The organism is Fibrobacter succinogenes subsp. succinogenes S85 (genome assembly GCF_000146505.1).
In the GTDB taxonomy this organism is placed as follows: domain Bacteria; phylum Fibrobacterota; class Fibrobacteria; order Fibrobacterales; family Fibrobacteraceae; genus Fibrobacter; species Fibrobacter succinogenes.
The window spans coordinates 526787-545680 of record NC_017448.1 but is presented as its reverse complement, the minus strand read 5'-3'; the positions used below and the strand labels follow the sequence as shown (position 1 = coordinate 545680).

Sequence of the window (18894 nt, the reverse complement as noted above, 5' to 3'; positions counted from 1 at the left end):
GATTACCCCACTTTGTATACAAGTTTTTTTATCATTTTACATAAAATAATTATGTATTCTATATTTTCTTTGGTCAGAATGTCTTTGATTTTATTCCATTGATTTGTGGAATACCTGAGGCTTGAATCCCAAGACATAATTAGCGTTAAGATTTTTTTTTCTCGTTCATTGTTTGAAACTTTAATATTGGAGAAAAGAGGTATATTTTCGCTTGAGAATATTAGTCCTTTATTTGAATCATTGAGGACGTTCTGAATGATTGCAAAAAACTTATGGCTTTGTATTGGATAAATAGTTGTTTCACGTATTAATTTATTTAGTTCTTCTAAATTTTTGTTAAAAGTTTCATATGATTCCGCATTTTTTGGTGTTCGACATGAAATAGAAAATTTGTCTTTAGGGTCATTTTTATTTGGATGAATCTCTCTTGTATTGTAGTAGTCAACATGTGTATCTTTGGTAAACTTAATATCTAGTTCGGTAATGTCTTTATTGGGATTGAAATGACCTCTGCTATAAACTGTGTAAATAGTAAGCGCTTCTAATATGTATCCAGTGAGATAAAACAAATCTTTTAAAATTTCATTTTTTTCTTCGTTACTACATTTATCCCATTCGATTGTCCTGCAAATTGCCTCGCAACTTATTAGATGCCTTTGTGCCGTATCTATATAATCCCTAAATCTCATAGGGACAAATATACCTTTTTTGGTCGGAAGAGTTGTTTTTCTAAACAAAAAAAGCCCGGAGGGCGGATTTGTAACGTCCGTCCTCACGGGTTTCAAGAATATTTGCGTTGTCAAGTCTCTTGAGAATCCTGTCAAGCTTTTTGCCACGCAGGTGGAGTCTGCGCTTGATTGCTCGATAGGTTCCCCAGGATTGTAGCACCGTCAGAGCTTTGTCGAAACTCCTGAGCCTCTTGCGGGAAACCCGTGTATTGGCTAGGCCCAAGAATTCACATTTGTCCTTCTCGGAAAAATCCATATAGCCTCGACTACCTGGAGACCGTGACATCAGTACGATGCTACAGTCATCGGAAGTCTGCTGCTTTACAAGGTCTTCGAAGGTGCAGTTCAGTTTCTGCGACATGTAATCGGGGGTGCAAACGGAAGCCAGCCTTGTCAAGCGGGCAAGGGAAGGAGAAAGAGCCTTGTTCCGCTTGTTGTAAAAACTGGTTTCCGTACCATCGGACATCAGGATGAATCCCGAAATTTGCTTCAGGTCTCCCTTGATGAGCCGCATGCTCGCGATAGCGTTACTCGATGTCGTGAACACCGTGGTATTCGCAAACTCGCCGTTTTCAGGCTGCGATGCGACCAGCACCTTGCCTTCCTTGACGTAGCCGATGACACCATCCCCAATATGGCAGATGATGAATTTGCCGCCCTTCTCGGCAACGAATAGGAGCGTCGAGGCAAGATCCCTGATAGCACACCCCTTCTCACTACAGAGCGTCTCGAGGCGTTCACCTATAACAGCAAGAATGTTCCTCTTCACGGCTGCCCCATCTTCGTTAATAATGAGGTCAAAGTTTTCTGCCATGTAGTTGCAAATCGCTTGCGTCACGGCTTCGGCACCAAAGTGCGAATGGCTCGCGGAACCCGCTCCATCGGCAAGGGCGCATACGGAACACGCGTCCTTAACGATAGAGAAGGTCTTGTCCTGGCAGGGAGTACCGGAACTCACGTGACCTCGGCCCCGCACTGCGCATTGGATTGTAACCCAATTCATGCTACAGCTCCGCCCAACCCTTGATGCCGTCCACGTCCAGCTGTACCTTGTCGCCCGGCGTAGACTGGGAAACCTTGGACACGCTCTTGCTGAGCCAGGCGAAGAACTCCTTGAAGTTCAAACCCTGCAACTTGAGCGGGCTACGCTTCGGGGAGAACCTGGCAAGCACATCCATGTCGGCGTCCTCACCGATGCCGATGGGGAAAATGGTCAGCTTGCGATCATTAATCATGTCGCAAGTGCGTTGGATAGAGCGGGAGAGCTCCGCCTGGCTGCCATTGGGCATCCCATCAGTCATGAGCACAATCCACGGCTGGTAATAGTCTACGCCACTGGCCTTGTATTCGCTCTTCCTTTTTTCAAGCATATCCAGCGCCATGTTCATTGCCTCGCCCATGGGTGTACCGCCATCGGCGTAGAACTGGGGTGCATCGGGCTGGTGTTCAAGTGTGCTAAAGCCCGCTTGGCACGAGGCATGGCCACCGAACGTCACCACGGAAATCTCTGCGGCATACAGGGCGGTCTCATCGCTGCGCACGGCATCGTAAAAGAGACGCACGCCCTCATTCAATTCATTGATGGAATCGCCCTCCATGGAACCACTGGTATCCAACACGAGGCACACGGGTACACGGCTGGAGGGATTGTTTTCGAGATCTTCAATACTGAGCAGATTTCTGTTCATAGTATATCCTTTGAGTTGATTGTTGTTTATTGTTAGAGGAAGCTCTATAATCGACTTCCGATAGTATTATGGTTTTTGACAAGCTTCTTTGTATGATTTTTATTTTGCCTCCTTGTAATTAGACGAACCAGTTGAGTATTTCCCAAACCGAAGCTAAGGGATTCTGGCTTGTTCGAACCCGAGCTGGCTGGCTAAATGTCCCCTGATATCCAGACTTATACTGTGGCGCAGACGATCTCTGGTAGCGACTAAGCCTATTCTTGCGCAGGCACTCCATGCAAATACCATATTTGCTTATGATATTCACATCGGTATCTTCCCCACATTGATGGCACTTGACATAGGTAACACCCCTCTGCTTCTTGAAGCGAGTCGGATAGACCTGTTCAGACATTTCATCCTGCTCACCGTACTTTCCGGAATCAAGTAGCCTTAAGTACTCGCTGAATTTCTTGAACCAGTCGTATGAATTTAACCGTGTTCTTTCAGTGGAATACGTACCGCCTTTGTTGAACGTGTTGTAGAATGCATCCTTCAAGAACCTTGGAAGATGACTCTATAGAAATCTCCACTGCCCGGCAGGAGTCTTCTTGTTAGAAGCTTCGCCGAGAGGATACGAAAAATTCATATCGATAATGTTTTGCTGGGCGCTTTCCCCATCCTTCTGGTTATAGGGCATTTGCCCTGTAACCATCAACGAAAACAGCAGCACCGCTACAGCAAAGTTTTCGTTACCTATAGTGCGCAGGTAACTGTTATAATGCCCCTTGTTTTGTAGTTCGGGAGGCGTGAACGGGATGGTGCCGACTGGACAAGGATAGCCATCAACTTGATAAGAGTCGCAGTCAACGAAATAAACTTCCTTTGGCGACTTGACAAGAATATTGTCGGGGTTGATATCACCGAGAATGATTCCGTTCTTGTGCAAGTAGCCAATCTTTTTTAGGATAGTAATGCAGAGTTCGACCAAATCACGCTTTTTCCAGTTTGGGAACTTCTTCAAAAAAAGCGGTTTCAGGTAAAGACTACGAACCTTTTCTCCCTCCGCCTTTTTCATTATGTATCCCACGAATTCATCCTTTGAGTTGTAGAGCAGCGCTTTAGGCAGGCTGATGCCAGGAAAATCAATCCCCTTTTGAATCAATTTCTGAATTTTTGCCTGCTTGTGTGTCGTTGTTTTTTCAGGCATATAGACCTTGGCCACATAGCTAGGCGAGTTGGTCTTGAAAATATGTCCTTCTCCTCCTCCTGCAATTTGATCCCCCAATACGATTGATTGACCATTTTCCGTATGCAGGAGGTGTCCGGGCTTGGCTACCAAGGACACGGGGAGGTTCCGATCGGGAACAATGCTTTGGGCAGTTTTACTCAATGTCGCTTTCACTGTTATCCTCCAAGGATTCGTTGTTGTGGATGTTTAAATCACTGTGGTTTTGACTGCATGACTCAGTTGAGCAGATGGAGCTCATGGCAATGGTATTGCCTAGTCTCCTGCAGTGGGTTAATGCATCATCGGGAAAGATGATGTCGTATCGCTCATTCGTAAAGTCTGTTTCCGTTATCAAGGCATCTGGTGAAACATTTTTCAGATAGCGCTCGTTGTATACTCTCTTGCGATGGTTCTCGTGTTCATTCTCAAAGAAATAGCCTATTATTTCAAAGGTCTCTTTTTGAAAGAATGCGTTCAGCACAATCTTGTAAGCGAGCAGTTCGTCATGCTTTCTCATTATGATGAAATAGCGGCAAGCGTTGTCGTTGAACCAATCTATGATGACTCCATTGTCGCATTCTAACTGAATGTCATCTACGATATCCTGGTTGATTTCCGGCATTCTGCGGTGTATTTTTTTTACATATACGTAAGCGTTTGTACACTTTGTTTCAAGTCTTAGGGCTGCACTGCCGTTCAAGTTGCGTAGGCGGGTGTATCCGTAAGGGAACATGTCAATAAACTCTTTCGGTCTCATCAAGGAATCCTTTGACCAAATGGTCGGTTGATTTTCTATCCGTATTATGGGGCATTTTCCAAGCTTTTGTACGATTTTTTGAAAAAAATGAAAGAACTCTAAAAAGAGGCTTTTCGTAGGTTCAGTTCCCGCTTTTTCCCTTTCGTAAATGCTCGTTTTTCCGAAAGGTAGCCGGAAACCCTTCGCAAACGCAAAATGTCTGAGGAACCGCAAGAACTACACGTATCGCCGATCCTTCCGAAATGACCGCATGCGTTGCACTGGTCTAGCGGGAAATTAATGCCGAAGTAGTTACAGTTGTTTTTCATGGCGAATTCCACGACCTTCTGTATTGCTCCGACATTGTAGCAGGGCTGTTCGTCTAGTTCCACATAGCTAATGCAGCCTCCATTACATAATTTGTGGAAAGGAGCCTCTAGTTGGATTTTTTCGAAAAGTCGGATTGACGTGTCAACGGGAATGTGGAAGGAATTTGTGTAGAAACCCTTCGCCGCAGACTTGCATTGAATGCCGTATTCCTTGAAATCACGATCTGCAAAGATGCCGGTCGTTGCCTCCGCTGCACTGGCCAACAGCGAAAAGTTCATATGGCTCTGCTCTATAAACGAATCCACTTTTTGCCGCATCACCTGAAGTACTGCTAGGGCTTTTCCATGATGCATACGAAGATTGTCTACATCAGAAAAGTCTGTGTCAAGCAGTTCCGAAAGAGCGTCCCACAGACCGATAAAGCCAATGGAAAGCGTCCCATGCATAAGCGCCACCTCACGTCCTTTTTCCGAATCTAGGTATAGGCCCTTCTCAATAGCGAAAATGGGGGAGGTTCCTTTGCATAACGTTGCAAAACGATGAAGTAGCAGTTCCTTGCATTCCTCAAAAAGCGTACCGATTTTTTTGAGAAATACCTGAAAGTCATGATTTGAGTCAATTGCTAGCCGTACTAGATTTGTCGTGACACAGGCGATATTCCCCCTATTTAAACCTGTGGTATTACCATGTATGTCAGCGACAACGCGAGTTCGGCAACCCATAATTCCAATTTTGTTCGGATTCGCATTCCTGTTGAAAGGCGCATCGCAGTTGAAATATGTTGGAATCATTCTGCTCGCAGTCCCCTTCAAGGCCATCTGAAAAATGTCATAGTTGGGGGAGGATTCTGTACCATTGATAGCTCGTGAGTACTTGAAGACGATGTTGGGGAAAATGAACGGCTTGCCTTCACTATTCCCTTCCAAGGCTGCGCTTAAAACAGCTTTAGCGATCCTGCGGGCTTTCGTTGACGTTCTACAACCGATGTTTAACGTGGTGTAGGGCTTCTCGCAACCTTTTCGTGAGTAGATATTCAAGTCTTCAAAGAAGTTGCGAAAGGCCTCCGTTAGGATCTCGTCACTTTCGTCCATACGGTATGCGGCCATATCACCATCGAAATCTAGAAAGCCTATTCCACCGGACTGATTGTTTGTCAGGCTCACGATGCCACGATACAATCTGCGTAACACTGTAGAAACCTGAATGTCCGTATCCTTGACAAGGTCGCTCACGGATACCCCGATGCAATTGTAGGTCTTGTCGTAAAACTCTAAGTCATGGATATGAATGTATCCCTGGCGGTGAAACTCGGCAAATCTTTCCGGTATACCATCTAACACCGCCGACTTGCAGACTTTTTCGCCTGCGCCAAGGATAGATGACATTGTATTTTTTTGAATATTGGCCAGCTCGTTCATGGGAAATCCCTTGGTTGGATAAGTTGGTTTATGTAGACTTTTTTGAATAAATTATTCTTTTAGTAATTTTGCACGTATGGCCATCAAGGCCTCATCAAGGGTTCCCCTATTAGTTCCTGAGGCATCGCAAAAGCTCTTTTTTGTACCTCCCATAAGAACATGGTGTGCAAGCTCCTGAACTCGTGTCGCTTGCTTTTTCGCTACAGCAGAAGTGCTGTTGCTCATGTGTCTAAGCATGTTGTAAAATTGTTCAATTCTTCTTTGACTTTCCAATAGCTGGCTTCTGTGATAGAAGGTAATGTCGTTGTATGTGTTGAAATCTTGAACAGTAAGTTTTTCAAAGGGAATAGCGTCGGTGGCTTCGCGATTCTTTTTTTTGCAAGGCTTGAATACCCTAAAATTGTTGCTTGTGTTATAGGCAAGCCTTTGACATTCGTTTCTGGCGTATGCGTATAGATATGTTGAAAAGCGTGTGTTGGCAGTACTGTCAAAATTCTTTGCGGCATCTGCAAGGCTACTGATAGCAACCGCTTCGTAGTCTCTTAACGGAATATCAGGCCTGTAGAATTCACTGCGAAATTTTGAAGCCCATTGTTTGAGAACGGGACGGTACCAGGCTGCTAAAGTGGCAAGGACTTCTGTTGGATATCTTTGAAAAAAGTTGGTTAATATGGCTGTTTCGGTTTCTCTTTGCTTGTAGTCGATTGGGGTCTTGAGTGTCATATGCACCTCGTAATTGACCATGTCTGTAGACACTATGTCCCAACGCAACAGGCGTTCGCCTGATGTGATGCAGGTGCGGCAGTTTTAGTGCCGCACTTAACAGAATTGATCAATACGAGGTTTCTTAGGTTGACCCCCCAAAAACCTGTCAGTTTTGTTGCATAACAAGGCAAAGCCCCCTAGGCGAGAGCTAGAGGGCGACATCAAAAAAAGATATTGCGGAAACTAACTCCTAAGGGCATACTCGATCTGAATACCCCCACAATACACCAATGGAACACCACCGATGTAAAGGGACGGTCCGATGGACCGGTATGTTCAATAGGAAAATCCCCAAAAAAGGGGGACTACCATAATATACATTTGTGTGGCCATTTTAGCAAGTTTTTTTTTGAAAAAAAGCTATGAAGCCAGGCTTGCGTATACCGGCCCTGCAATCATGGGGCTGAGATGGACCTCCCCAGAGGCCAATAAGAAGTCCTTAAAAGACTCGTAACCGAGCTTTGCATGGTCAAACTCATTGTCCTCTTTGAGCATCAGAGGCTTCAACTTTGTTAGCAGAATTGGTTCGTCTTGAGCCTCAAGAATCTTGTGGAGTGTCGCAAAGGCGTGGGCTCTTTCATGGGATTGAACTTCGCCAGGAAATAATGCTACCATCTTGCTGACGGGGGAGGGACTTCCTGTATAAATGTAATGGGTGCAGGAACTTTGTACGCATTCACTCAGCTTGGATAGTGGGCCGACTCCAATGACCTTTTTCCCCATCTCGCGAAGTTTGCGAAATAGTGGAGAAAAGTCAGAGTCCCCTGTTGCGAGTACAATTGTTTGCAAACAGGGGTTGGTGGCTGCTTCCATTGCATCAACGACCATCTTGATGTCTGCAGAGTTTTTGCCTGTAATCGGGTGGTACGTTTGAATCAACTCAAATCCGTTGATGTTGAATTCTTGTTGAAGGGGAGATAGTTGAGGTGATGTCCATTTCCCATAAGCTTTACGAATGACGACTGGTCCTTGCGATTGGAGGCTTTTCATGAGGTCGTGTACACCATTGTTGTATGCCCAGAATGTCAGATTTTCTGCATCTACGAAAACTGCTGTATTGTTTTCCATTGTATATTCCTTTTTTTTATGGCTGAAATCGTCAGCCCGAGTCGGTAATTTCATTCGAAATTACATAGTGATTATGGATTCTAATGAGTAGGGTTGTACGAAATTTTTTTTGAAAAAAAACACGCACGCCTTTTTTTTCAGGCGTGCGCCAAATACGTCCACAACACTTCTTACGTATTTTTTTTAGAAGAACCAGCGGTCAATGCTGTCTAGAATTTCACCTGCGACCTTGAAGGGTGCGCAAGCCATTTCTTCGATGATGTCGTCGCTATGGTTGATGATTTCCTTTGTTATCGCAGTCGCAACAGCTGTTACTACTACGGGTGCTACATCAACTACTGCTTTCTTAGCCGCCATGGCGGCGAGGGCTTCAATTGCCATTTTTATTACCTTTTGAGTTTGAAAAGGCTGGATTCGCCAACCTTGTGCGACAATTCCGTTTGAAATTGCACTATGATTATGTATTCCTAATCAAGAATGTGTGTGAAAAAAATGTATCGTTCTTAAAAAAACTTTATACACTCAAAATAAGGAGGGGCCCCGTGCGTTATATCACTATGCAAATTTTTAACATTGTATACTTTTTGTAGGTTAGCTATATTTCGAATCGGGTAATTAGGATAGGTTTTGTATGAGAAGAAGTTCTTTTTTCTTCGTTTTTGTCGCGCTTTTTGTAATGAGCGCTTCTTTCGGGGTCTCGTTTGCCAATGCCGCTGACCCAGGCGATGGTTTAAAATTCTGCTTCATTGAAGATAAAGAAGGCACACTCGATTATCCTCGGTTGAATTTTAGCCAAAAACCTGATACGGAGACCCCGGCGACTGGTGAAGTCTGTTTTGATAAATGGTATGAGGCAAATCCGACTGGCGCCGGAACGCCAGACGCCAACACCTACTTGAACAATTGGCTTTCCGCAAAACAAGGTGCTATTGCGTTTGTGCGCGTAACGTCGGATATCAAGTTTGCTGGTCGCAGTATCATTGGCTGTGCAGAGGGCAATAACGCTTTTAATGGCAAGATGATTACTCTGTATTCATTTCAGACTTTGTATTCTCAGATTGATCCTCAAACGAATGAACCCTATGTCATTTCTGGACTTTGTCACTTTGGGAATGTTCAAATAGTTGCCTTTATTGAAAAGTTTAGTGGTACTATGTACAATATGAATTTTGACGACGCCTATTTAAATGCTAGTGCGACAAATTCTAGTGCAGGTATTATTGCAGAAGGCGTGACTGGTCTAGATGGTACAAGAGTCTTTAATGGTTATATCCATGATGTCAAGGTCAGCAATTCTGAATTTCAAGGAACTAATGTTGGTGCTATTGTAGGTAAGGGCAATACCGATATCTCTAGTGCAGAACTGATGGTGTGACAACTGAAATGCACGAAGGGAAGCCGCTGCAGGTTTCTCTCACGTCTAGTACAAAGAAGGCGGCTGTGCGTGTAGCTCGCTCTGCAGGAATCGTTGCGAAGAATGTGCTGAAGGGGCTCCGCTCAGTACAGGTGGGGAACCAATTGCAAGTTTCCTTTGACGCTCCGGAAAGCCTTGCTGGTGAACGCTCTAAGGTTGAGCTCTTGGATGTGAAGGGACATGTGATTGCGACTGTTTCTGCAAAGGCTCTTTCTGGAACAAATGCGATGACGACGAAGTTGCCTAAGTTGGGCGTTTATATCCTTCGCGTCCGCGTTGGCTCTCAGCAACTGGCTCAGTGCATCTTCGTGAAGTAATTGGTCGGCTTATTCTTCTACAATCTCGTACGGCACATGCCCAAGCATTGCCGCATACTTTGGAAAGTTTGACGGATACGTCTTGTATTTGCGATTACGGTAAAGGATTGCTTTGGAAGCCTTTGAAATCAAGAAAAATTCTGTGAACGCTTTCAGATAATCTGTAGCGTTCTTGGAACTGTTGAAGTCGATGTGGATGCTTTTGCCCTTGACCGTAACAACGTTCGGCAATTTCTCCGCTTCTGCAAGGAACGTCGGACTATCCGCCGTTACAAGTATTTTACTTGTTTCATTGACGAGATGGTGATGCCCGCTCACTGGCGGGCATGACAATGCTGTATCTGAATTGTCATGCCCCACTTGATGGGGCATCTCCTTCTTCAAAACATTTATCGCCGCACTCAACAGTTTCCGCTTGCCCTTCTCTGACAATTCCTTGAACGTGAATTCCTTAAAATCTCCGAGCTTGTTTTGGAAGCGGAACGAAATAGCGGTGTAGTTTTCGCCTAGCAGTTCGCTGTAATGCGCAAGTTCATTTTCTAATAGCGGGGAAGGCTTGAAAAGCTCGTTAAAGTATTTAGGGAATTCTTCGCCGACAGTGTCTACGCACGAATAAAGATGGAACTGCTTGTGCCTAGAATCCAGCTGCCTTTCTAGCGCAGAATCATTATTGAAATCCTCGCGGTAAAGTAATACGGGCTTGGCAATTTCGCAATTGTGGCTTATTTCGTGTTCGTCAATAATCCAGTCGACTTTATTCGGCTGCAAAATTTCTTGAAGCAAAAACGGCGAAGTGTGGAAAATCTTGAAGTCAAGATTGTGCTCGGTAGCAAACTTGTACGCACTTGCCATTCCGCGCAAGCGGTCCGTGAGCCCGCCGTGCATCCACTTGCCGTCAGCCATGAATATGAGCGTCTGGCGACTCTCGCCACCATCGCGACTCTCGCCACCGTCGCAACTTTCGAGAATCTCGCCATTTCTTGAGTACCCGTCCTGTAAATGCCTTAACTTAATCCCTCGTTCAATCAAACGGTCGTGTACGCGCTCCTCTCCAAGGATGCGCCGCGCCATGCGGATAACGACTTCTTTGAACGTTAAGGGAATCACGAAAGACCTTTCTTAAGAATCTTCAAAAAGATTGAACGGGGGAGGTACGAAAGCAAAATGGCCATGCGGTTGCGCATGCGAATTCTCAAATCAAAGAACGTGCCAAAACGATATTTACGGATGTGCGCAATCGCTCTTTTGCGGCTTTCTGCAAATTTTTCATCGTCACTAGTGCGCATCAATATGCTGAAGCTTGCGCTCACGAGCATACTGCGGGCAGCTTTGTAAAGCGGCTTCGAAATATGCTTCATCTTTTCGAAAACGTCTTCGGCAATGTCTAGCAAAAGGATGATTTTTGTGCTGCCAGTCTGCGTGGCGAGTTCGCTTCCGGCGCGCTTGCGGTAAAAGTAGAGGTGTGACTTTGTCGTTACTACTTTGTTTGCTCCAAGCAAAATTTCGGGAATGACGGCGAGATCTTCGTAAATCGTATTTGCCGGGAAAAACTTCCCTTTCCACAAGTCGGCCTTGTATAGCTTATTCCAGGCGGGAGTAATCCGGCAATGAGTCCTGGTAAAGCGAAATTCTGGCCGCTTCTTCTGGCGTGAGGCTTGCCGAAATAGATGTGTTGGGCGTTGTGCCGTCGCACTTGTACGCTTCATCGATATTCTTGATGGAACAGCAGGCGACATCGGCCTTATGCAATTGCGCTATGAAAAATAACGTTTCCAGAAAGTTCGGGGCCACGCAGTCATCGCTATCGATAAACGTAACGTATTCCCCTCGCATAATCTTGAGTCCTGTATTGCGGGCTTCGGATGGTCCCTTGTTCGGTTGTCCAATGAGCTTGAAGCGCGTGTCTGCCGAGGCGTAGCTTGCCGCTATTCTTGCGCCACCGTCGGTGGATCCGTCATCGACAATGATGACTTCAAAATCCGTAAATGTCTGTGCAACGAGACTATCGAGGCAGTCCTTGATGAACGCCTCTGTGTTGTACAGGGGGATAATGACGCTTACTGCGGGCATTATTTGCCTTCGCCCTCTTTTGTGATGCCTTGAATCACTTCGACCCAGCCGGCACGAACAAATGCTCCTGCCTGCACAAGATCGTTTTGTGCCTTCTCGTATGCCTTGAGAATGTTGTTGTATTCCGAAACGTCGCGTATCATCTTCACATCGTGGTGAAGCTTCTTTTCGAGCATGTCCTGCTTCCACTGGGCAACATCGGCAAGGCACTTGCAAGATGTATCAAAGTTGTCTAAATAAGCTGGCACGGTGTCGAGAAACGTCTTTTCGTACGGCTTAGCTTTGGACTTCGCTTCCTTGATGAGCGCCTTTTGTGAAACCACGTTCTTGCGCAGTTCGTCCATGAGCCTTACGATACGGACAAAATCCACTTGCGGCCAAATAAGGCTGAACGGCCACATCTTTTTCCAATGGAACTTGAAAATGGAATCGTGCGCGGTATTCTTGGCGCGGACCATTTCCTTGAGGTTGTTGTAGATAATTTGGGACGGTAATTTGTTGATGTCGACTTTCATACATGAAGAATATAAAAAATAGGCGTCTAAGAGCTCTATTTTTACTTTAAATTTTCTTGATTTTTTTAAATTAAAGTTTAGATTGTTTCTGAAACGACTTTTTCTAAAGGAATACTATGGATAAAAAGAAAATGAAGATCCTCGTCGTGGCTGACGTTGTCATCCTCGTCGCTCTCATCATTATCCTGATGACGCTCAAGGGCGGCTATGAGGAACAGGCAAAACGCACTGCAAACGAACAGGAGTCGGCTTATTTGGAAAAGAATACTCAGGTTCTCGTGGAACAGTGGCGTTCTGTGGACCAGTACAGCATGGCTTGGAAGCTTGTTTACACGGTGCTCTCCGGTGCTAAGAGCGAAGCCGCATTCAAGAGCGCTCTTGCTGCTATCGAATCCGACAAGGATGCTCGCTTCAAGCAGATTTCTCACCTTTACACTGGCGCTGGCATTAATGACGCTGTGCAGAACGGCATTTTCCAGAAGGCTGGCCTTGCTGAAGGCACGATTCTCCTCAAGAACGAAAAGGGTTCTAAGGAAGTCGCTTGCGGTAAGAATTGCGTTGTGAAGTTCAGCTATGCCAAGGGCAAGCTCAAGAACGTTGACTACAGCGCATTGGTCCAGTATAACCTTGCAAACAGCCTCAAGATCGAAAAGCCGGCTGAATACCATTTTGAATAAGGGAGAACGTCATGAATTTAAAGAATATTTCCATTGCTCTTACCGTTCTCGTCTTTGGTGTTATCGCCATGCTCTTCATGCAGAAGGGTAACTATGTGAACCAGGCCAGGGAACATTACGAAGCCACGACAAACAAGTCCTTCAAGGGTAACTCCATGGTGCTTGATTTGGTGAACAACGGCATCGAAATGAACAAGTCCACTTGGGCCATCGCATGCGGAGCTCTCCAGACTGTTAGAACCTCCCAGGACATGGCTAGACTCGAAGCCAAGTTCTTCCCGGCAACAAAGGGCAACATGAGCCTCGCCAATAAGACTCGCCGCTTTGAAGCCAGTTCTGCAAACGTCATTGTCGCTAACTTCGGCAAGGTCGAAGAAGACAAGAAAACGGGCGTGAAGAGCCTTGCAGACCTCCAGTCTGTGGACGTGAGCATCTTGCTCGGTAACTATGCCGCCGCAGCTGCTGCTAGCGATGAAGGTTCCGACGAAGGCGACGAAGAATAATCGACTTTAATTTCTAGTCATGCCCGCCACTGAGCGGGCATTGTCTTTATGCAGTATCCCGGCCGCTGTGCCGGTCTTGTCATGCCCGCCTCTGAGCGGGCATCTCCTGTTTATAGTTTTTTTCCCTTTTAATATGGAATAATCATTTCTTACTTTTTTGATACGATAGTGCGCTGGACGAGTATATATTTACTTTGAGCAATGATAAAAACTATCCAAAAAAGGAGGGTTCTTCATGTTTGAACCAGTCAATGGAAAATTTGAAATGCCAGTGCTTCCGTACGGGATGGCTGATTTGGCTCCTGCATTAAGCCAAGAAACGATGCTGTTCCATTTTGGCAAGCACTTGCAGACGTACGTGAACAATCTCAATGCCGCACTTCCGGGGAGCGCTTTCGAAGGCAAGTCCCTTGAAGAAATCGTAAAGACGTCCGAAGGTGGCGTGTTCAATAACGCAGGGCAGATTTTGAACCATGCTATGTACTTTTTGCAGTTCAAGGCTCCGACGATGAGCAATGTCCCGACGGGTGAAATCGCAAAGTTGATTGAACGTGATTTTGGATCGTTTGAAAAGTTCCAGGAAGATTTCCAGACGAAGGGGGCTGGACTTTTTGGCTCTGGTTGGGTTTGGCTCTCGGCGCTGGATACGGGCAAGCTTGTGATTACGCAGGAGGGCAACGCCCAGAACCCGATCACCAAGGGACTCAAACCGCTTCTTACGTTCGATGTGTGGGAACACGCCTACTACATAGACTACCGTAATCGTCGTCCGGATTACCTGAAGTCGCTGTGGAGTATCGTCAACTGGGATGTCGTGAACGAACGCCTCGGCTAGCTTTCTTCCCGGCCTAAAGCAGGGAACTCATTAAAAAACAAAACACGCACGGGTCATCCCGTGCGTTTTTACTTCTTACTGCCTACTGCCGATTGTCTACTGTTATTGTTGCGGTGGCATTTTCGGCAGCACAAGCTTCATGATAATTGGCACGAATACCATAATCAACACTTGCGCTACGACAAGGCAAACGACCTGTGAGAAAATGAACATCGCAAGGAACGGCGGCTTGTGGCCTTCTGGCATCATTGTGAAGTACACGAAGCAGACCATGGCAGTTGTGATTAGCGGTGTGTAGATTAAGTTCGAAGCAAGCGATTCCACGAAATGAGCCTTTGGCGTGTGTGGCTGCAGATGGAACTTGCGGGCGAGGGCGGCGTTCACCTTGGAAATCGGCACAAAAAAGCCAATCACAAAGCTAATCACAAAGCTCAAGGCGAAACATTTCAAGAATCCGATGACGATTGCAATTGTCGGCATCTCTGGCGGGTGTTCCGCCATCAGCTGGCCGGTAAGCGAAAGCCCGAAACTCATCAATAGCGCCATGATAAACGCAATTTTCAGCCCCACCTTTCTCATTTGTTTTTGGACTTCTGCCGAATGGATGTTCTGTTCTTCCATTTTAATCTCCATACCCTAAAAGTTGATTTTCCCCTACCTTTTTATAAAAAGGGGCTTCTATAATATATCTTAATTTTTGATAAAATTGTAAACAAAAACAAACGTGATTTTCAAAATCTCAATAAAATATTGTAATTTATTATAGTTCATCATTCCGGAGCGTATTTATGGACAATGAACTTAAACTGTTAATTGGTAAAGACGAAAAAATCATTTATGCGGGGAAGCCCAACAAAAAGTGCTTCATCTTCGAAAGCATTTTTAATCCGTTGCTCCCGTTTGCATTGATTTGGGGCGTTATTGATTTTGGTTTTATTGGTGCTTCGCTTTCTTCCAAAGATGAACATATCGGATTTTTCTTGGTCCCGTTCATGTTGCTCCACTTGATGCCGGTCTGGATTTACCTCGGCGGGGCGCTCTTGTCGTTTAGGCGTTACCAGAATACGAATTATATCGTTACGGACAAGGCTATATATGCGTCTGGAGGTGTTTTCAGCAAACACTACAATTCAAAACCGTTTGCGGAACTTTCGCATGTGGATTTGCACCGCGGCATTTTTGACCAGTGGTTTGGCGTGGGAGATGTTATTACGACTTCGGCTCAGGCGAATCCTGTAACGCGGAACGGAAGGACGACCTCTACGAATGCAGGCATTTCTATCGATAGTATTTCCAATTACATCGAAGTCTACAACATCGTGAAAAAGCTACAGCAAGATGTGTACGCCGATGTGATGTATCCGAATGATTTGCGTCCTCGTGAAAATCACGGGTACAATACAAAGTATCGTGGGTAATAAAAATCAATAATTAAGGAATGGGTAAGTGAATTTGCGTTATTTAATTTGTTGCTTGTTGTTTTTAACGGCTTCATTTTCTTTTGCTAGTGATGACGAAAAACGTGAAATAAGAAGGTACGAATTTCAATCTTCGCAGGATGCGTTTCTTGATTTTAACCGATCTGTTAGAACGACGGCTTTTTTGTTAGATGAGAAACAAGCCGAAGAAGCGCCTATAGAGACCATCTTGAATTTCTATTGGTGCTGGTCTAAACGTGATGGTTCTCCATTTTGCAAAATTGAGTTTTTAGATGAAAAGGGCGAACCCATCATGACTAGCGAAATCAATACGCATCATGAAAAAACTTGTTTTGGAAATCAGACCGATAATTGCAGAGAGGGTAATCTATTAGAAGTTGTTGAAGAGCACAAACAGCAATATTGTGCTTCGCTTGAACGGGATCAGTTTTCTAAAGCTAAACAAGTATCGTTATGGGAGTACCCGAAAAAAAACGGTAAGAAAAATGATGCTTCAGAAGATATCTGCAATAAATCGAAAAAGAACACGCAAAATCTTGATTATTGGACACCTCTGAAAAAAATGCAAATACAGAGTGATTTAAACTATAGGATTGATGACGTGAAATCGGTTCACATGTATCAAGATACCGAAACGAGCATTGGTTGGGGTATTTTTGGGGGACTCTATGGTGCGATTTTTGTGGCACTTACATCAATGGTTGTAGAAATTCCTGTGTCGTATGCGTTAGATGAAGACTATAACTGGAAACATGTGGGCTTGGCGTCACTGGTAGGATTTGTTGGCTTTTCTACTTGGGGTGTGATTCGTATAGCGAAAAATCCTGATGCCACGCGAGTTGATGTGACAATCAAGTTCTAGAAAATTTTTTTCATGCGGGTGCAGTCAAAGACTCCCCAGCGGTGCGGTTTGTCGCCTGTATGCTTGTAGCCGAGTTTTTCGTAAAAGCCTGTGGCTTCCAAGCGGCTGTCAATGATAATCTGTTTGTAGCCGCATTCTGCAATCCATTTTTCAGCTTCGCGGACAGCCATGGCACCGAGCTTTTGACCGCGATATTCCGGCATGACGACTACGCGCCCAATCGTTGCCGTTTCTGCATCAATCTCGTAGAATCTGCACGTCGCAACAGGATATTCGTCATCCAGTAAAACGATGAATTTCGTGCCGTCGCAATCGTGCTCGTCAAATTCATCACGGAGCGAAATGTGGTACGCCCGATTCATTGCCTGGATGCGCACGCTATATGCGCCTGCACGCTGCCATTCTTCTGTTGCACGGAGAACTTTAATATCCATTGGGTAACCTTTCAATCAATTTTGTCGAAGAAAATCTCGCCGCTTTGCTGGACGATGGTGATGGTGTGCGACCCTTTGTTGCCCATGTCGTTGTAATGGACAAGGTATTTGCCATCGCCAAGAGGTTCGATTTTTTCGATTTCTCGGATGTCCTCGCCGTCTTGCGCGTCGCTGCGGAATTTCCAGACCGCGTAGCCGCCACCATCGCTGAACTCGTTGTCGTACGCTTTTGAAAGTTCCTGGGCGAGATTCTTTGTGCAATACTTCGCAATGACGGAATCGTTCGCGAACTCGTCTCCGAAAATGTAATTGGTATAGAAAGTTTGGATTTTTTCTATGGCTTTGGTGTCTACGTTGTTGCTGCTTGATTCTTGTTTGTCGCTACAGGAAAATGCTGTTGCGGCCACCAGAAAAATTAAGGAAATTTTTATGAAACTCATGGAAATTATTTTTCTTTGCAGAACAAATCTTGTTTCTTCTTGTATTCATCTTCTTTTTTCGTATTGCCTTTTCGTTTGTAATATAGCGCAAGGTTTGATAGTACAATGCAATCGGTAGGGGCGATCTTATTTGCTCGTTCAAGAAGAGCGAGCGCACTGTCGTTTTTCTGAAGCATGTAGTGGATGCTCATGGCGTTCAACGCTTCGACGCTATTGGGAAGAAGTTTGTACATCTGGCGAGACATGTATTCGTAGCAGGAATCGTACTCCAGATCAAAGTATTTCCTTATGACAATGGTAAATTCGCCTTCGAGCAGCTTTTCGGCTTTGTTGATTTTTTTTCCGCCGGCAAGTTCGCATTTATCTTTTTTCGTTTTCAGCAATGTGTTAATCTTGTCAAAAAATTTAGATTGCATTCCGCATTCGTTTATTTCACCGAATAACTGAACTTGCCCAAGCCACATATCGATTCGGTAAGGGTATTCCTTGGTTGCGGAGTCCAGTATTGCCGATGCCTCAAATACGCTACTCGGTTCAAGGCCTGGGTAAATATACTTTGAAGAAATGCGAGGCTGTTCTTTCAGTACTCCGTTGGCTTTTGCGATCCATTGCTCGGGCGTGGCTTTGGCGGCAAAAGTTTGTGCTATGCAAATTGTGAATAGGGTAATTAAAATCTTTTTCATGATAAACAATATAGTTTATATTAAGGCAGAATTGTTATCGGTGTTCCGTCTTTGACGGCGTCATAGATTTCTTCGATTTCGTCGTTTGTGACCGCGATGCAGCCGGCTGTCCAATCTTTCCATTTATGCCAGAATTTAAAGAGGAACGCTGGAATCTTGTTCGGATAGCCGTGGATCATGATGTCTCCGCCTGGCTCGTAGTTACCTTCTTTCGCGGCCTTGATTTGCTCTGCGTTCGGGTACGAAACCTTCAGCGATAAATGAAAAATGCTTTTGGGGTTGTGCCTTTCGATGGTGTAGTTGCCTTCGGGAGTCTTGTTGTCGCCGGACTTGACCTTTGCGCCCACGGGATTCTTGCCTAGCGAAATTTTGTATGTCTTGACGATATTCTCGCCGCTTCGCAAGTGCATTTGGCGTTTCGCCTTTTCTACGAGGATGTTGTCAACGGGTGAGGTGAGCATAACTTTGGGGGATTCCTTTTCCGATGAGCACGAGAACAAAAGAAATGTTAGTAAAAGTAGGAGGAGTATTCGATTGATTGTCATCTTGTTTCCGCAGAAATTCTTTGTGAACGAATATAGATTTTTTGAATAGGGGAGGGGAAAGCTTTCCCCTCGCTACAGCTGCATCGTCATGGCGGCCTTGAGCCGCCATCTCCTTGCATCTTACGCTTTCCATTCGCCTAGGGTTCTGCCCTAAAACCCTTTATTCATATAATTAAATGCTACATTTAGTATGCAAATGCTACGGTTAGTATGTAGA

At 45.1% G+C, this 18894-nt stretch carries 25 protein-coding genes; 7 read left to right on the top strand and 18 right to left on the bottom strand.

Annotated features, from left to right (window positions below; genetic code table 11):
* Nucleotides 1-2: 2 nt before the first annotated feature.
* From FSU_RS02360 to FSU_RS02320, 9 genes are all read right to left on the bottom strand, one after another.
* Nucleotides 3-737, bottom strand: a complete 735-nt coding sequence (locus FSU_RS02360; RefSeq protein ID WP_244263704.1) for a hypothetical protein — start codon at nucleotides 735-737, stop codon at nucleotides 3-5.
* Nucleotides 730-1731 (bottom strand): PP2C family serine/threonine-protein phosphatase, encoded by a 1002-nt coding sequence (locus tag FSU_RS02355; RefSeq protein ID WP_012819938.1) that lies wholly within the window; start codon nucleotides 1729-1731, stop codon nucleotides 730-732. Before FSU_RS02355 ends, FSU_RS02360 begins: the two co-directional genes overlap by 8 nt.
* A 1-nt stretch (nucleotide 1732) precedes the next feature.
* Nucleotides 1733-2416: a vWA domain-containing protein gene (locus FSU_RS02350; protein ID WP_012819937.1), complete on the bottom strand. Its 684-nt coding sequence runs from the start codon at nucleotides 2414-2416 to the stop codon at nucleotides 1733-1735.
* A gap of 556 nt (nucleotides 2417-2972) precedes the next feature.
* Nucleotides 2973-3800: a protein kinase domain-containing protein gene (locus FSU_RS16505; RefSeq protein WP_244263702.1), complete on the bottom strand. Its 828-nt coding sequence runs from the start codon at nucleotides 3798-3800 to the stop codon at nucleotides 2973-2975.
* Nucleotides 3781-4383: a hypothetical protein gene (locus FSU_RS02340; RefSeq protein ID WP_012819936.1), complete on the bottom strand. Its 603-nt coding sequence runs from the start codon at nucleotides 4381-4383 to the stop codon at nucleotides 3781-3783. Before FSU_RS02340 ends, FSU_RS16505 begins: the two co-directional genes overlap by 20 nt.
* A 98-nt stretch (nucleotides 4384-4481) precedes the next feature.
* Nucleotides 4482-6110: an anaerobic ribonucleoside-triphosphate reductase gene (gene nrdD, locus FSU_RS02335; RefSeq protein WP_012819935.1), complete on the bottom strand. Its 1629-nt coding sequence runs from the start codon at nucleotides 6108-6110 to the stop codon at nucleotides 4482-4484.
* Between the two features lie 51 nt (nucleotides 6111-6161).
* A complete protein-coding gene (locus tag FSU_RS02330; protein WP_012819934.1) occupies nucleotides 6162-6833 on the bottom strand; it encodes a sigma factor in 672 nt (223 codons plus the stop codon).
* A 402-nt stretch (nucleotides 6834-7235) separates the two neighbouring features.
* On the bottom strand, nucleotides 7236-7943 hold the full coding sequence (locus tag FSU_RS02325) for an NYN domain-containing protein (protein ID WP_012819933.1): 708 nt from the start codon (nucleotides 7941-7943) through the stop codon (nucleotides 7236-7238).
* 183 nt (nucleotides 7944-8126) lie between these two features.
* A complete protein-coding gene (locus FSU_RS02320; RefSeq protein ID WP_012819932.1) occupies nucleotides 8127-8324 on the bottom strand; it encodes a hypothetical protein in 198 nt (65 codons plus the stop codon).
* A 250-nt stretch (nucleotides 8325-8574) separates the two neighbouring features.
* On the opposite strand from FSU_RS02320, the gene FSU_RS02310 reads away from it, so the two are divergent.
* Together FSU_RS02310 and FSU_RS02305 are read left to right on the top strand one after the other, a co-directional pair.
* Nucleotides 8575-9318: a hypothetical protein gene (locus FSU_RS02310; RefSeq protein WP_012819931.1), complete on the top strand. Its 744-nt coding sequence runs from the start codon at nucleotides 8575-8577 to the stop codon at nucleotides 9316-9318.
* Nucleotides 9315-9674, top strand: a complete 360-nt coding sequence (locus FSU_RS02305) for a T9SS type A sorting domain-containing protein (RefSeq protein ID WP_014545233.1) — start codon at nucleotides 9315-9317, stop codon at nucleotides 9672-9674. The genes FSU_RS02310 and FSU_RS02305 overlap by 4 nt, the downstream gene beginning before the upstream one ends.
* A 9-nt stretch (nucleotides 9675-9683) precedes the next feature.
* On the opposite strand, the gene FSU_RS02300 is transcribed toward FSU_RS02305, so the two are convergent.
* Genes FSU_RS02300 through FSU_RS02285 form a run of 4 tightly spaced genes read right to left on the bottom strand, consistent with a single transcriptional unit; the run spans nucleotide 9684 to nucleotide 12259 of the window.
* Nucleotides 9684-10745: a hypothetical protein gene (locus tag FSU_RS02300; RefSeq protein WP_244263701.1), complete on the bottom strand. Its 1062-nt coding sequence runs from the start codon at nucleotides 10743-10745 to the stop codon at nucleotides 9684-9686.
* 32 nt (nucleotides 10746-10777) lie between these two features.
* Nucleotides 10778-11239, bottom strand: coding sequence for a hypothetical protein (locus tag FSU_RS02295; protein ID WP_041917815.1), 462 nt, complete (start codon nucleotides 11237-11239; stop codon nucleotides 10778-10780).
* 16 nt (nucleotides 11240-11255) lie between these two features.
* Nucleotides 11256-11744 carry a glycosyltransferase family 2 protein gene (locus FSU_RS02290; RefSeq protein WP_049858407.1) on the bottom strand — a complete coding sequence of 163 codons (489 nt, stop codon included), beginning with the start codon at nucleotides 11742-11744 and terminating at the stop codon, nucleotides 11256-11258.
* The gene (locus tag FSU_RS02285; RefSeq protein WP_012819927.1) at nucleotides 11744-12259 is read right to left on the bottom strand and encodes a hypothetical protein; all 516 of its coding nucleotides are present in this window, start codon (nucleotides 12257-12259) and stop codon (nucleotides 11744-11746) included. The genes FSU_RS02290 and FSU_RS02285 overlap by 1 nt, the downstream gene beginning before the upstream one ends.
* Before the next feature lie 116 nt (nucleotides 12260-12375).
* Here FSU_RS02285 and FSU_RS02280 point away from each other — a divergent pair, with 116 nt between their 5' ends.
* The 3 genes from FSU_RS02280 (at nucleotide 12376) to FSU_RS02270 (ending at nucleotide 14274) form a co-directional block, all read left to right on the top strand.
* On the top strand, nucleotides 12376-12936 hold the full coding sequence (locus tag FSU_RS02280; RefSeq protein ID WP_012819926.1) for a hypothetical protein: 561 nt from the start codon (nucleotides 12376-12378) through the stop codon (nucleotides 12934-12936).
* Between the two features lie 11 nt (nucleotides 12937-12947).
* Nucleotides 12948-13439, top strand: coding sequence for a hypothetical protein (locus FSU_RS02275; RefSeq protein WP_012819925.1), 492 nt, complete (start codon nucleotides 12948-12950; stop codon nucleotides 13437-13439).
* 235 nt (nucleotides 13440-13674) lie between these two features.
* The gene (locus tag FSU_RS02270; protein WP_012819924.1) at nucleotides 13675-14274 is read left to right on the top strand and encodes a superoxide dismutase; all 600 of its coding nucleotides are present in this window, start codon (nucleotides 13675-13677) and stop codon (nucleotides 14272-14274) included.
* A 102-nt stretch (nucleotides 14275-14376) separates the two neighbouring features.
* On the opposite strand, the gene FSU_RS02265 is transcribed toward FSU_RS02270, so the two are convergent.
* Nucleotides 14377-14895: a hypothetical protein gene (locus FSU_RS02265; RefSeq protein ID WP_012819923.1), complete on the bottom strand. Its 519-nt coding sequence runs from the start codon at nucleotides 14893-14895 to the stop codon at nucleotides 14377-14379.
* Between the two features lie 167 nt (nucleotides 14896-15062).
* Here FSU_RS02265 and FSU_RS02260 point away from each other — a divergent pair, with 167 nt between their 5' ends.
* Nucleotides 15063-15692, top strand: coding sequence for a PH domain-containing protein (locus FSU_RS02260; protein ID WP_012819922.1), 630 nt, complete (start codon nucleotides 15063-15065; stop codon nucleotides 15690-15692).
* A 28-nt stretch (nucleotides 15693-15720) separates the two neighbouring features.
* On the top strand, nucleotides 15721-16575 hold the full coding sequence (locus tag FSU_RS02255) for a hypothetical protein (RefSeq protein ID WP_012819921.1): 855 nt from the start codon (nucleotides 15721-15723) through the stop codon (nucleotides 16573-16575).
* Here FSU_RS02255 and FSU_RS02250 read toward each other — a convergent pair.
* The 4 genes from FSU_RS02250 to FSU_RS02235 are packed head-to-tail and all read right to left on the bottom strand — an operon-like array spanning nucleotide 16572 to nucleotide 18593.
* On the bottom strand, nucleotides 16572-17009 hold the full coding sequence (locus tag FSU_RS02250) for a GNAT family N-acetyltransferase (RefSeq protein ID WP_012819920.1): 438 nt from the start codon (nucleotides 17007-17009) through the stop codon (nucleotides 16572-16574). The two genes, FSU_RS02255 and FSU_RS02250, sit on opposite strands and share 4 nt — an antisense overlap.
* Before the next feature lie 11 nt (nucleotides 17010-17020).
* Complete coding sequence (locus tag FSU_RS02245) at nucleotides 17021-17449, bottom strand: hypothetical protein (protein WP_012819919.1); 429 nt, start codon at nucleotides 17447-17449, stop codon at nucleotides 17021-17023.
* A gap of 5 nt (nucleotides 17450-17454) precedes the next feature.
* Nucleotides 17455-18132 (bottom strand): tetratricopeptide repeat protein, encoded by a 678-nt coding sequence (locus tag FSU_RS02240; protein WP_012819918.1) that lies wholly within the window; start codon nucleotides 18130-18132, stop codon nucleotides 17455-17457.
* Nucleotides 18133-18152: 20 nt separating this feature from the next.
* Complete coding sequence (locus FSU_RS02235) at nucleotides 18153-18593, bottom strand: L,D-transpeptidase family protein (RefSeq protein ID WP_244263700.1); 441 nt, start codon at nucleotides 18591-18593, stop codon at nucleotides 18153-18155.
* Nucleotides 18594-18894: the final 301 nt, after the last annotated feature.